The sequence below is a fragment of the Pseudomonas sp. 1121_17 genome (assembly GCF_052850745.1).
Map to the genome: position 1 here is coordinate 39,689 of NZ_VXCX01000013.1, position 13,122 is coordinate 52,810.

The 13,122-nt window shown below is 57.8% G+C and carries 12 protein-coding genes; 4 read left to right on the forward strand and 8 right to left on the reverse strand.

Annotated features, from left to right (window positions below; genetic code table 11):
* Window positions 1–53 precede the first annotated feature (53 nt).
* Window positions 54–1,448 (forward strand): MFS transporter, encoded by a 1,395-nt coding sequence (locus tag FW789_RS20625; protein ID WP_446431959.1) that lies wholly within the window; start codon window positions 54–56, stop codon window positions 1,446–1,448.
* Window positions 1,449–1,457: 9 nt separating this feature from the next.
* On the forward strand, window positions 1,458–2,027 hold the full coding sequence (locus tag FW789_RS20630) for a single-stranded DNA-binding protein (protein WP_103435158.1): 570 nt from the start codon (window positions 1,458–1,460) through the stop codon (window positions 2,025–2,027).
* Between the two features lie 121 nt (window positions 2,028–2,148).
* Here FW789_RS20630 and FW789_RS20635 read toward each other — a convergent pair whose 3' ends face one another.
* Genes FW789_RS20635 through FW789_RS20655 form a run of 5 tightly spaced genes read right to left on the reverse strand, consistent with a single transcriptional unit; the run spans window position 2,149 to window position 7,584 of the window.
* Complete coding sequence (locus tag FW789_RS20635) at window positions 2,149–3,351, reverse strand: MFS transporter (RefSeq protein ID WP_186701599.1); 1,203 nt, start codon at window positions 3,349–3,351, stop codon at window positions 2,149–2,151.
* A 48-nt stretch (window positions 3,352–3,399) separates the two neighbouring features.
* Window positions 3,400–3,786 (reverse strand): ectoine synthase, encoded by a 387-nt coding sequence (locus FW789_RS20640; RefSeq protein ID WP_186701600.1) that lies wholly within the window; start codon window positions 3,784–3,786, stop codon window positions 3,400–3,402.
* A 40-nt stretch (window positions 3,787–3,826) separates the two neighbouring features.
* The gene (locus FW789_RS20645; RefSeq protein ID WP_186701601.1) at window positions 3,827–5,002 is read right to left on the reverse strand and encodes a hypothetical protein; all 1,176 of its coding nucleotides are present in this window, start codon (window positions 5,000–5,002) and stop codon (window positions 3,827–3,829) included.
* Window positions 4,995–6,026: a class I SAM-dependent methyltransferase gene (locus tag FW789_RS20650; protein WP_186701602.1), complete on the reverse strand. Its 1,032-nt coding sequence runs from the start codon at window positions 6,024–6,026 to the stop codon at window positions 4,995–4,997. Before FW789_RS20650 ends, FW789_RS20645 begins: the two co-directional genes overlap by 8 nt.
* Before the next feature lie 16 nt (window positions 6,027–6,042).
* Window positions 6,043–7,584: a class I adenylate-forming enzyme family protein gene (locus FW789_RS20655; protein ID WP_446431960.1), complete on the reverse strand. Its 1,542-nt coding sequence runs from the start codon at window positions 7,582–7,584 to the stop codon at window positions 6,043–6,045.
* A gap of 534 nt (window positions 7,585–8,118) precedes the next feature.
* Here FW789_RS20655 and FW789_RS20660 point away from each other — a divergent pair.
* Window positions 8,119–8,574, forward strand: a complete 456-nt coding sequence (locus tag FW789_RS20660; RefSeq protein ID WP_186701604.1) for a hypothetical protein — start codon at window positions 8,119–8,121, stop codon at window positions 8,572–8,574.
* A 78-nt stretch (window positions 8,575–8,652) separates the two neighbouring features.
* Here FW789_RS20660 and FW789_RS20665 read toward each other — a convergent pair whose 3' ends face one another.
* Both FW789_RS20665 and FW789_RS20670 read right to left on the reverse strand, forming a co-directional pair.
* On the reverse strand, window positions 8,653–9,642 hold the full coding sequence (locus FW789_RS20665; protein WP_186701605.1) for an asparaginase: 990 nt from the start codon (window positions 9,640–9,642) through the stop codon (window positions 8,653–8,655).
* A gap of 71 nt (window positions 9,643–9,713) precedes the next feature.
* Window positions 9,714–11,156: an alanine/glycine:cation symporter family protein gene (locus FW789_RS20670; protein ID WP_181089829.1), complete on the reverse strand. Its 1,443-nt coding sequence runs from the start codon at window positions 11,154–11,156 to the stop codon at window positions 9,714–9,716.
* 177 nt (window positions 11,157–11,333) lie between these two features.
* Here FW789_RS20670 and FW789_RS20675 point away from each other — a divergent pair, with 177 nt between their 5' ends.
* Entirely contained in the window at window positions 11,334–12,146 is an 813-nt protein-coding gene (locus FW789_RS20675; protein ID WP_103435151.1) for a helix-turn-helix domain-containing protein, read from the forward strand.
* A 6-nt stretch (window positions 12,147–12,152) separates the two neighbouring features.
* On the opposite strand, the gene FW789_RS20680 is transcribed toward FW789_RS20675, so the two are convergent.
* The gene (locus FW789_RS20680) at window positions 12,153–12,992 is read right to left on the reverse strand and encodes an alpha/beta hydrolase (RefSeq protein WP_186701606.1); all 840 of its coding nucleotides are present in this window, start codon (window positions 12,990–12,992) and stop codon (window positions 12,153–12,155) included.
* Window positions 12,993–13,122 lie beyond the last annotated feature (130 nt).

The following is a 13,122-nucleotide window of genomic DNA, read 5'->3' on the forward strand; positions in this document are numbered from 1 at the left end:
CCGTCAAGGCGTGGGACTGATAGAATCGCCGCCGGTTCACACGAGGTTTATCCATGCACGACACCCACAACGAGCGCATGAGTGGTAGCGAGACTCGCGCCGCCGGTGGCCTGGCCCTGGTCTTTGCCTTTCGTATGCTGGGCATGTTCATGGTGCTGCCGGTACTTGCCACCTACGGCATGGACCTGGCCGGCGCCACGCCTGCGCTGATCGGCCTTGCCATCGGTGCCTACGGCCTGACTCAGGCGGTGCTGCAGATCCCGTTCGGGATGATCTCCGACCGCATCGGCCGGCGCCCGGTGATCTACCTTGGGCTGATCATTTTCGCCCTCGGCAGTGTGCTGGCAGCCCAGGCCGACTCGATCTGGGGTGTTATCGCCGGGCGCATTCTGCAGGGCGCCGGGGCGATCTCGGCAGCGGTCATGGCGCTGCTCTCCGACCTGACCCGAGAACAGCACCGGACCAAGGCCATGGCCATGATCGGCATGAGCATCGGTTTGTCGTTTGCCGTGGCAATGGTTGTGGGGCCATTGTTGACGCGGGCCTTTGGTTTGTCGGGATTGTTCCTCGCGACTGCAGGACTTGCCCTGGTCGGCATCCTGCTGGTGGCCTTCCTCGTGCCGCGTGCGCACAGCACTCTGCAGCACCGCGAGTCGGGGGTGGCGCGCAAGGCCATCGGCCCAACCCTGCGCCATCCGGACCTTCTGCGCCTGGACGTGGGTATTTTCGTCCTGCATGCGATCCTCATGGCCAGCTTCATTGCGCTGCCCTTGGCCTTTGTCGAGCGCGGCGGCCTGCCCAAGGAAGAACACTGGTGGGTATACCTGACCGCGTTGTTCGTCTCATTTTTTGCAATGGTGCCGTTCATTATCTACGGCGAAAAAAAGCGCAAGATGAAGCGTGTGTTGCTCGGCGCGGTGAGCGTTCTGCTGCTGGTCGAGGTGTTCTTCTGGCAGTGGGCTGACAACTTGCACGGACTGGTGATCGGCACCGTGATATTCTTTACTGCCTTCAACCTGCTGGAGGCATCCTTGCCTTCGCTGGTCAGCAAGGTGTCGCCCGCCGGCGGCAAGGGAACGGCCATGGGGGTTTATTCCACCAGCCAGTTCCTCGGTGCCGCGCTGGGAGGAATCATCGGTGGCTGGTTGTTCCAGCATGGTGGTCTGGGCATGGTGTTCGTCGGTTGTGCGCTGCTGTGTGCTGTGTGGTTGGTCGTCGCCTTGAGCATGAACGAGCCGCCCTATGTGACCAGCCTGCGCATGCCACTGACGCCTGAGGCGGTCCGGGAATCCGGGTTGACCGAACGCCTGATGGCCGTGCCGGGTGTGACCGACGCCGTGGTGGTGGCAGAAGAAGCCGCCATCTATATCAAACTGGATACGAAAATTTTGGACCGTGCGACCCTCGAGCGTCTGGTAAATCCAGCCTCATCGGCGTGCGAAGCCTAGGAGAACGTTATGGCCCGTGGGGTTAACAAAGTCATTCTGGTCGGTACCTGTGGTCAGGATCCCGAAGTCCGCTACCTGCCCAACGGTAACGCCGTGACCAACCTGAGCCTGGCCACCAGCGAGCAGTGGACCGACAAGCAGTCCGGTCAGAAGGTCGAGCGTACCGAGTGGCACCGTGTGTCGATGTTCGGCAAGGTTGCCGAAATCGCCGGTGAATACCTGCGCAAGGGTTCCCAGGTTTACATCGAGGGCAAGCTGCAGACCCGCGAGTGGGAAAAAGACGGCATCAAGCGCTACACCACTGAAATCATCGTCGACATGCAAGGCACCATGCAGCTGCTCGGCGGCCGTCCGCAGAACCAACAAGGCGGCGGTGATCAGTACAACCAGGGTGGTGGTAACAACTACAACCAGGGCGGTGGTCAGCCACAGCAGTACAATCAGCAGCAGCCACAGCAGCAGGCACCGCGTCAGCAGGCACCACGCCCGCAGCAGTCCCAGCAGCGCCCGGCGCCGCAACAGCCTGCGCCACAGCCGGCTGCTGACTTCGACAGCTTTGATGACGATATTCCGTTTTAATTCGGTTCAGCACTTAGTGTAGATTTTCTTAGAAACCCCGGGCTTAGCGGCTTCGGGGTTTTTTATGCCAAACAATTAAACGCTAAGGCACGTTTTTATGTTCCGCTTTCTTGGTCAGCCATTAAGAATGGGGGGGCGGTAAAGGGCGGGCCGCCTTTGCGAACCTCCACATAGCAAATGCCCCAAGAAGAGAAGTTACCACGGCCAGAATCAGGACCACCTTCTGTACGCCAAGGGACGAAGCGAACAAAGCCACAACTAAACCTGCTAGAGGCTGGGAAATGTTATTCAGCAGCGTGATCATGCCTACCGTCTTCCCGAAGTCTTTAGGCGGTATCACCCGCTGCCGGATGCTGCGCATGTAGACGTTGAACATTTTGTCGAAGCCGACGATCAACAAAAAACCCAGCACATAGCAGAGCAGGTTTGGGCTAAGGGCGCTAATGAACGCCCCAGTTGCGATCATTGAATATCCGACACCTCCTAAGATTCTTAGAGGCAATGCTGTACGAGCAAGAAGGAACAGAATCGCGATTGTTGTCACCGCCCCGGCCGCTTGCAATGCAGCATAGTTATCCTTGCCAGCACTGTACTGGCCAATGACCATGGCTGCCGAGGTAGCCAATGTCACGCCGACAATCAGGTTTACTCCTATCGCCAGTGTGATGATCTTTTGCAATTCCGGCAGGCTACAGATATGGCCAAAAGCGATCTTTAAAGGCTGCAGCAAGATATCTTGATCCTGCTCGAACACCTTTGGGCTACTGCGGCTAAGACGCTGCCAAGCCAGCGTGCTCAGGTCAGCCAATAGGAATAATCCGGCTATCCAAATTACTACCCAATGCCAAGGCCATACTTCGAGCATCAGCGCCGCTGCCAGAGGCCCGAGTACCAGTCCTGTTTGATCGGCGATCTGGGAGTAGGACAAAGTCTTGGTGTAGCTGTAATGCTGGAAGATATTCGGCATCAGCACTTCGCGTGCCATGATGCCTTGCGTGGTTAGCACGCCGCACAGTGCAGAAAGCACTACGACCCAGCCGATGCCTCCAAAGACTCCGTATAGCGCCATAGCTAGTACACAGAGCAATGCCCGACAGGCCTGGCTGATACGTAGGATCTTAATCGGCAAGTATTTGTCACACAGGGCGCCGCACAACGGGAAAGCGAGGAATCGTGGCAGCGATTCGACGAAAAACGCTAATCCTGCCCAAGAGGCGCTGTTGGTGGTCTGGAACACCACCAGCGGCACGATAAACAACAGGATTTGATCCGCCAGCCTCGATAGAAAAAGAGAGAAAAAAAACGCGAGGTACTCTTTACGCACAAGTGACTCCCTTGAGGAGGCGACGTGGTATAGCGGTCAGAAAAAACATCAGTAAGCGGATCCCAAGCTGTCATTGAGATTATGTCGCTCATCACCACGCAGAGGAGGGTTGAAGACACTGACTAGAATCAGGTCCTGTTCCTTGCCTCCGCGCAGAAAATGCCGATCATGTTGGTCGAGCACATAGATGTCACCAGGTCGGATCGGAAATACGTTGCCATGCATGTCTTCGACTTCACCTTCTCCCGCGATGCAGTAGCATGCCTCTAGGTGATTTCGATAATGCAAGAGTGACTCTGTGCCCGCGCGGACAACGGTGTGGCACAAAGTAAAGCCCATGGCGTCGCGTTCAGTGAGTAGACGGTGACTGGTCCCGGCCCCCCATTCAACGTAGTAAGGGGTTTTCTCTACATCGGATTTGTTTCGAACGAACATGTGAAACCTTTTTGAGATAGCTGATTTGAAAAAACAGTTCTTAGGGGGCATCGTTAGTGGAGGGCTGGAGAAGGGCTTCGCCGCTTACTTGCATCGCTTCGCTCCAGGCCACGTCTCGGTGCGCGGCCATCGCTTGGATATCACGCCAGTGGCGCTGAAGCGGGTTGCTTGCCACCAAGAACGACGCACCGAGCTTTTCCACTAGACGATGTACAGCCTGCACGCACTGGCTTGCCAAATAGGCGCGATCGCGCTTGAGCTGTGATAGTTGTTGCGTGTCTAGGGCCCGGTCATTGGCACCCGCCTCGTGCAGCCGAGTGATTAACGAATCGTACAAAAGCTGCGCGCTATGTAGCTGCGCCGCTGAGTGGGCGGCCTGTTCGGCTACCCGAGAATCATTTGCCGGTAACGAGCCGCCGAAAGCACTTACGAACTCGGCAAGGGCGCCCTCGGCACAACCCAGTATCGGGCCAATGATTGAGGTTGTGAGGTAGGGAGTTAGGGGCACTCTATCGATGTAGTCGCAGGCAAGCGCATTTGGATTCTGGGCGAGCATCTCATGCAGCGCGAAGACGCGATCATGAGGCACCAGCAACCCGCGAGGGAGCACATCGTGAGATCCCGTTGCCGCCATACCGCAACTATCCCAACTCGTAATTGTTTCAACTTCGCTGACAGCGATCAGTACTAGAAAACGCGGGGTGTCGGCATTGCCCGGGTGCGTAGGACAAGGGGCGTTGAGCATTAACCAGGTAGCATCCTCGATGCCTGAACTGAAGCGCCATCGGCCGTCAACCCGCACACCTTCGGGTTCAAAAGACAGCAGACTATCGACACTGGTCGAGGCCGAAGCGAACAGCTGCCGTGGACCATCGTGGTACAGCTGATTTATGCAGGCAGAGGAGAGCCGTCGTGCAATGGAGCTATGACCTCCCACTAACGCCAGCATCCAGCCTGTGGACGGACACGCCCGAGCAGCAGTACGCGCGTTTTCTACCAAAATCGGCCAGTTACCGGTAGATGTGAACGGCGCGCGTGGCGATAGTAGATCTAGCCAGCCTTCGGTGAATAAATCGTTGAACGTGTCGCGACTCAGTCGGCGTTTTTTTTCCGCTACGGCGGCCCGATCGCGCCACATAGGCAGATAGTGGGCTGCTCGATGACCTAGCGAAGATAGTTGGTTGAGCTGCAAATCGTGCTCGGCAGGATCAAGCATCGCTTGGCTCCTTGCCACCGCTTGATGACGGAGCCATGGAGCCAATACGTGTAGCTTCAAAGCAAAACTCCGAGGGCTGAACTACAGGGCCCAGTAGATCCACAAACTGCTTGATCTGCTCTGGATCGTCCGAAGCAACAAGTTCGCAGAAATTACTGCTGCTCCAGAGAAGCTGCACGGTTTTAAAACGAGAGGAAAGTGCGCCTACCAGCTCGTCTAATGTGACCTGCCCGTTCTGCATGTGCTCGAGCATCTGTTGACGTTTCCAGTGGATCTCCTCTTCGCTAAAGTATCGAGTCTTGAATTCCTCATCTTTGATCCGTTCCCTCCGCAGGTATTCACTTGGATCGGGGTGATTAAGCTTTTCTAGGAAAAACACCAGCCCGCCCGGCTTCAAAAACTGCTTGATATGGGAGATCTGCCGGGCTCGGTCGCGGGTGTAGAACTGGAATGCGGCCATCTCGTAAATGAAGTCGAACCCCTCTCTGAATTGTTCAAGTTCGGGGGACTGCAGAAGAGCGGGTGTAAGCTTGAACACTGACTGTGGGAGGAACAGCGAAAGCGCTGGGTCCGCATACTGGTCAAAGGCGAATTGATTGGCCTGGTTTGGAGAGCACGTCAAACTGCGGATCAGTCCGTGCGAATGGCCGGTAAGAGCACGGCCATTGCTCCCATCAAAGGCGTCCACTTCAAACAGACTAAAGGTCTGGCAGGTGTCATTCCTATTAGCGTGAGCCAAGCGGGTCAGAGCCACGCCAACTCTGGCGAGTTCCTCGAGGATGTATGGCACGCTCGCTAGGAAATGAGAGAATAATGGTCCCGCACCAGCGATTAAGCGGTCATGGTAGTCAAGGACCTGAGCGTCTTGGATCTCGGAGCGCAGGTGACTGTCCAGGGACTGGAGAGGCACTTGACTCGCACCTGTGGCTAGACTGTGGAAGTGCCCTTCGAGCTTGATCATCGCGCTGTGTTGCAGGTCACGGTCGAGAGTGTTGGCATCTATTGGCTGGAGTGTCGTTTTCATGGCATGGCCCCTACTGTCAGATCAGTCCTCTGGCGTTAAACTTGCCAGAATCTGTTTTTGGGAGAGCCTCGAGAAATACGCACTGGGTCGGGACCATGTGCCAGTCCAGGTGCTCCTTGCAGTAATCGATTAGCTCCTGCCCGTTCGTTTGCTGATGATCAATATCAAGCACGATATATGCCTTTGGCACATGCCCGGCCGATTCGTCAGTGATTGGTACCACCAACACTGCTGTGACTGCAGGGTGCGAGGCCAGGCATTGCTCAACCTCTCTTGGATTTACACTCCAAATATTGCGCGCAAATACATCGTCCTTCCGAGCGATGTAGTAGAGGTTGCCCTCGGTGTCCTTCTTGAACAGGTCACCAGTTCGGAACAGGCGTGAGTGACCGAAGGCATTGTGGACAAAGGCTTTGGCATTCGCTTCAGGCATGTTCCAGTACTCAAGCATCAGGTAGTCGCTTGTCACCAGCAGCTCACCAACCTGGCCGGCATGATCGATAACACGGTCCTGCTCGTCCACCAGGTAGATGCTGACACCGGGCAGAGGCTTGCCAACGGAAGTTGGGCGAAGGTCAATTTCATCGGGAGACAGATAACTCACGCGCTTACACTCAGTGAGCCCGTAATTGGAAAATATTTGCACCTGAGGCAGCGCTTGGCGAATCCGCTGGATGTGGCGGCTATGTAGAGCCTGCCCGCTGCTAGAGATATACCGCAAGCTGGATACCCGCGCCTGCCATCTCGGACTTGCATTAGCAAGTAGGAAGAGCACAGGCGGAAATATGTGCATTGCGGTGACCGCCTTACGCTCGACTAGCGAAAGTACGTCTTCTGCGCTGGCAGCAGGCCGACTCTCGATGACACTGGTGGCTCCAGCATATAGCGGCATTAACACATTGTAGACGCCGTAGTCTGAGGCCAATGTCGAGTAACTAAGGATACGGTCGTCAGGGGTGTTCCGCAGATATGCGGTGACTCTGCTGCAGGCTGCCAGCATGATGCGGTGATTGACGAGCACACCTTTCGGGTTAAGGGTTGAGCCCGAGGTGAAGAATATCGACGTGGGGCATTCAGGGTCATTAGTCTGTTGTGAGAACATCGTACTCGACTCATCGCAGTGCGCTGCAATGGCATCGGCGAGTTGAACCACACCAGGTATCGTCCCCCGAAGTGGGGCGGTGAGCAAAACGAGCTCAAGGCCAGCATCATCGATCAAGCTAGGCAGGTCATCAGTACAGTCAGTGATGAGCACCCTGGCGCCAGAATGTCTGAGTTGATGAATCAGCTTGGTGCGACCGAGGGTGTGATGCGTCGCAGCGGTGATCGCTCCGATTTGCAGTAGGCCCAGATAGCTGCCGATCACGTCAATTGAGATCGGCGCGTATAGGCCTACACGGTCGCCTGGGGCGATGCCCAGCGTTCGCAGGACCGACGCTGTTTTATCTACCTGTTTTTGCAGTGCCTGATATGAAGTGGCTTGACCATCCAGAATAATCGCCGATTTGTAGGGTTGCTGACGCGCATTACTTGCAATCACCTGATGTAATAGTTGCATGGTCAATGTCCTATAAGCGGGAAATCAAATACTCCGTCCTGATGCGCATGCGATGATGTATGGCACTTCTGCAATCTATATGAGATGCCTTTCAATTGGAGTGTTCAATCTCTCCGGTCGGGTGAAGGAGAGCCTAATGGCTAACAATAAGTTGGCTTTCAAGGATTGTTTCAATTGGCCAAGTAGTTGGCTGCGAAGGGGTGATGGTGTTAGTGCTATTTCCGCTAAAATAAGTAGTGCAACCGTCGCGGGCGGTAAGTGGCAGCGCGGTCAAATGTTTTCATCTGTTCGGTTTTCCTGTCAAGCTGAATAAAGTCACCGAAGTCAGCAGTTTTGTCACCCGCTGTCACCGCCCCTGCGGAACAGCTCTTCTAGTGTCGACGAGGATTTCAGTCTTTAGATGTTGCAATGGTAATGGTTGAGTAATGATTGAGGCGAAAAATAATAAAATCGTGTAGGAAGCTTCTGAATCTTTTGATCGTGAGATTTTCCACGCTCATAATTGCTTAGTATTCCTTTTTAAGGGGACGACTCATGCAAACAGGTAAATCAAGCCAAGCTAAACAATTGATCGTGTTGAGAAGCGACAAGGAAGACTACGTGATACCCGGTTTTTCCGAAGCCTATCAGGCGGCGGTCGCGGCCAAGATAATGGGGCGGTTCTGCGGAGTTTTGCTGATGATCATTGGGTTGATCGCTGTCGTGGTGGTGTTCTCGACGTTAGCATTCGCACCATCACCGTCTGCTCATATTTGGTATGGGGAGAAGACGCTGTTGATGAGCATTCGGCCTTATGTAGGCGTCATAGGGGTGTTAGGAGGGCTGTGCCTGGTAATGGGAGGTAGGCAGCATGCGAGTGCAAGCATCTCCGAGGACGCATTCTTGCTGGATCACTACGATTTGGACTGGGAGGGTGAAGCTGACAAGGTGACCGTGCAATTGCGCCATGTAAATGGCGACCACTTCCATATTACAAGCAAAGCGTCCTGAGTTTTTAGAGGCTGGCGCACTCTGGAATACATCGGCACTACTCAAAGCTGCCGATGTATGGGTCAGGTCAACAGGCTTTCAAGCCCGCTCACCACACAGATCCAGCGCAAACCAATGCTCCGTCGCCTGCGCATCCAGCCCCGCCCCAAGCAAGCCAAACAACTTGCCCAGCGCCGCTTCGCGGGTCATGCCGCCGCCGCTGATCAGGCCAGTGTCACGCAGCCGGCTACCGGCGGCATAGGTGTCAAATACCACCGAGCCGACCGGGCACTGGCTGATCGCAACGATCACCACGCCGCCTTGGTGGGCGTCATGCAGCACATCCAGCAGGGCCTGGTCGTCGGACGGCCCGGTGCCGCTGCCGTAGCACTCCAGCACCAACCCTTGCACGCCGCTGTCGAGCAGGCCGCGCAGGTGTTCTGCCTGCAGGCCGGGGAACACCGGCAATACCGCCAGCTTTACCGGCTGGCGCGCCTGACGATAGTCGAGCACAGCCGGGATGGCTGGCGCGCGCTCGCTGTCGCGATGACGGGGCAGGGCGGCAAAGGCGTCGAATGCCTCGCTGCGCAGCTTGGAGGCGCGGCAGCCGTGCAGCAGCTGCTCGTGGAAGTACAGCTGCACGCCGTCCTCGGTGCCGCTTTCGAGCAGGCGCAGGGCGCCGATCAGGTTGTCCCAGGCGTCGCTGTCTGGCGCGCCGGCAGGCAACATCGAACCGGTCAGCAGCACCGGCACCGGCAAGCCGAGAAGCACGAACGACAAGGCTGCGCCGGTGTAGGCCAGCGTATCGGTACCGTGCAGCACCAGCACGCCGTCGTGGCCGTCGCGTTCCACCGCTTCGACAATCGCGTCACGCATGGCCAGCCAGTTGGCTTGCTGCATGTTGGCGCTGTCCAGCAGCGGGTTCATTTCACGCAGTGTCCACTGTATCTGCGGAGCATCGTCAAGTTGCGCCAGATGCTCGCGCATGCGCAAGTCGAAGCCGCCCGCCGGGGCCAGGCCCTGGGGTGTTTCGAGCATGCCGATGGTGCCACCGGTATAGAGGACGAGAAGATTCTTGACTGCACGCATGGCGCATTCCGTAACGATGAGCGGAGAGAGAAGCAGCCGCCCGCGAACGGGGCGGCTGGCAGGGGAGGATATCAGCGCTGGGTCTGAACCTGACCGACGGTGTTGTCAGCGGTTGTTTCAGCGGCTGCCGGCACTGGCCAGGCGTTGCGGTCCAGGTCCAGGTCAGGGAACTTGCTCGAATCGAACACTGGCTGCTTGATGCCAGCCTTGCGCTGCACATCGTAGTCACGCATTACCCGCAGGCCGATGTTGAACAGCAGTGTCAGGGCGATCAGGTTGACGAAGGCCAGACAGGTCATGGTGATGTCGGCGAAGGCGAACACGGTCGACAGGTCTTGCGCCGAACCCCATACGATAAGCGCCAGGACCAGGCCGCGGTAGCCCATCAGCACCGAACGCTTGCGGGTCAGGAACTGCAGGCTGGTTTCGCCCAGGTAGTAGTTGTAGAGGATGCAGGTGAAGACGAACAGCGACAGCGCGACGCTGACGAACAGACGACCCCAGTCACCGACTACAGCGGCCAGCGAGTTCTGGGTCAGGACGATGCCGTCACCTTCGAAGCCTGGGGTGTAGAAGCCCGACAGCAGGATCAGCAGTGCGGTGCAGGTGCAGATCACGAAGGTGTCGAGGAACACGCTGAACGCCTGCACCACGCCTTGTGCGCCAGGGTGCTTGACCGCAGCCACGGCAGCAACGTTGGGCGCACTGCCCAGGCCCGCTTCGTTGGCGAACACGCCACGCTTGACGCCCATCACGATCGCGCTGCCGAGCAGGCCGCCGAACGCAGGGTCAAGGCCGAAGGCGCTTTTGAAGATGGTTTCCAGCATCGCTGGGACGTGCTCGATCTGGCTGCCGATCACATACAGGGTGACGCCGATGTAGGCCAGAGTCTTGACCGGTACCAGCAGGTCGGACACCGAGGCAATACGCTTGATACCACCGAGGAAGACGATCGCCAGCAGCACTGCCAGGGCAATACCGGTCTGCTGCGGCGGGAAGCCGAAGGCATTTTGCAGCGAGTGGGTCACGGTGTACGACTGCAGGCCGTTGAAGGCGAAGCCGTAGGTCACCAGCAACAGCAGCGAGAACACCACCGCCATGCGCTTGAATTTCAAGCCATGCAAGATGTAGTACGCCGGGCCGCCACGGTACAGGCCATCGCCATCGGCGCGCTTGTACACCTGGGCCAGGGTACATTCGAAGAAGCTGCTGGACATGCCAACCAGCGCGGTCACCCACATCCAGAACACAGCGCCTGGGCCGCCGAGGGTCACAGCGATGCCGACACCGGCGATGTTACCAGCGCCAACGCGGCCGGCCAGGCTCAGCATCAGTGCCTGGAACGAGCTCAGCTGGCCAGCCTGGCCACGCAGGGATTCTTTGAACACACCGAACATGTGGCCGAAGTGACGGAACTGGACGAACCGCGAGCGGATGGTGAAGTAGCTACCAAGTCCGACGATAAGGACGATGAGCAGCTTCCCCGAAAGGAAATCGTTGAGTACTTCGAGCATGGCAAATGACCTCGATTCTTATTCTTCGCGTGGAATGACCAGCGGCGGCAACGACGCGCCGCTTTTCGTTGGGCGCATGGTTGGCTATGACAAGAGTCGTTACAATTTCGCGGGTTGCTCTCAGTTGGCGCGACTTGATGCTATGATTGCATCACTCGCATCAGCTGGACCTCGTACATGAGCGATCATTTCGCTAGCAACCTGAAATTGGCCTGTAGCCACTACCGCTCTATCTCCGAGGTTTGCCGGCAGCTGTCGATCAACCGCGCCCAATTCAACAAGTATTTGAGCGGGCAGAGCCGTCCGACGGCCTACAACCTCAAGCGCATCGGCGATTTCTTCGGTGTCGAGGATTACGAGCTGAATTTGCCGCCCGAGCAGTTCGCGCGTTTAATCGGCGCGCGCATTCCGTCGGAGCAGAATGGGCCGCTGAACGACCCGATCAGCGAGCTGTTCAAGCCCTTGCACGCGCATGCGGGCAACCTCTCGCGCTACTGCGGCTATTACTTCGAGTACTCCAACTGCATGTCGGTGCCGGGGGCCATTCTGGTGTCGCTGGTGCACTTGCGAGAGGAGCGCGGCAGCTTTCTGTTCGAGCGCCAGGAACGCCAGGAGCGCAGCAGCGCCACCGACCTGCATGCCGAAGTGCGCTGCCGCTACCTCGGCGCGGCGTTCCAGCTGCAGGACCGCATGTTCCTGATCGACTACGAATCACTGACCCTCAACGAGATGAGCCAGACCATCCTCATCCCCAGCTTCAAGAGCCGCATTACCCGCTTGAACGGGCTCAAGACCGGAGTCTCCAGCGGCGACCGGCGCAACCCGGCCTGTACCCGCGTGGTCTGGGAGTTTCTTGGCGAGGAGATCAACCGCATCAATGCCTACCGGCAGGTCAAGCTGTACCGCCCGGATGATCCGCGCATCGACGATGACGTGCGCGAGCGCCTCAGCGTCGGCCCGCTGAGCAACGGCCTGTTCGAGATCGAGTAGGCCGCCTCAACCGCGAATGAACGCTGCGGTCACCTCTGCCACCTGGTCGGCGACCTGCGGATTGTCCCGTAGGTGAGCGGCGATGCCGTGGTCGCAGTCGGTCAGCAGCAGGCACTCGACATGTGGCGCCGGCACTGAGCGCAGCAGGGTATGGGTGACTTCTTCCGGGATCGGGCTGTAGCGCTGCACCCCAGACACCCAGCGCGTCCCCGCCGAGGTCCCCGCGCCTTGGCCATAAGCACGCGAATTAAGCCCGTCATACTCACCGATCACCAGCAATACCTGGCCGGTAAAGGTGCGCAAGAATTCATAGCTGTCACATTGCAGAAAGGCGAACGGCTGGCGAATCGCTGCGGTGAACGCCGGGCCAAACGGCGCCTGGTGCGCCGCGTCCGGGTAAACCGCCGGGCAGATCAGCACCAGTTTGGAAATGCTTGGCAACTGCGCGGCCATCTTCAGCGCAATGGCTGCGCCAAGGCTATGGCCGATCAGGGTATGGCACTGTTCGGCGATATGCTGATGAAAGCTCAATGCCTCGTGCAGGTTGGTGTGCAGCGACGGCGCGGCGGCGCCTGGTTGGCTGGCCAGGCTGTGGCCGGACAGGTTACCGCTAAGCGAGCCGATGCCCTGCGCCTGCAGGCGATATAGCAGCGGGTTGAGACGGGTGAAGTCCGAGCGTGCGCCACCGACGATAAAGGCGGGCGGGGCGTGTGCAACATCGGGCACCAGCAGGCGTCCCTGCTGGCGATAGCCGTCGAATGACTGTTCGATGAACCGCTCTGCGCCGGGCGCTGCCTCGTCGTACTGCCAGGTCGAACGGTGTGCAGCGATGGATTCGGTGGGCATGTAGACCTTCACGCTGAGCAGGGGATGGCGCGCTCAGTATAGGTCGATAACAGCCTCGCAAAGTGCGCTACCGCAGTGCCGAGCAACGTCGCAATCCAGCAGGCGTTGGACTTCCCCTGTCGGAAACCGC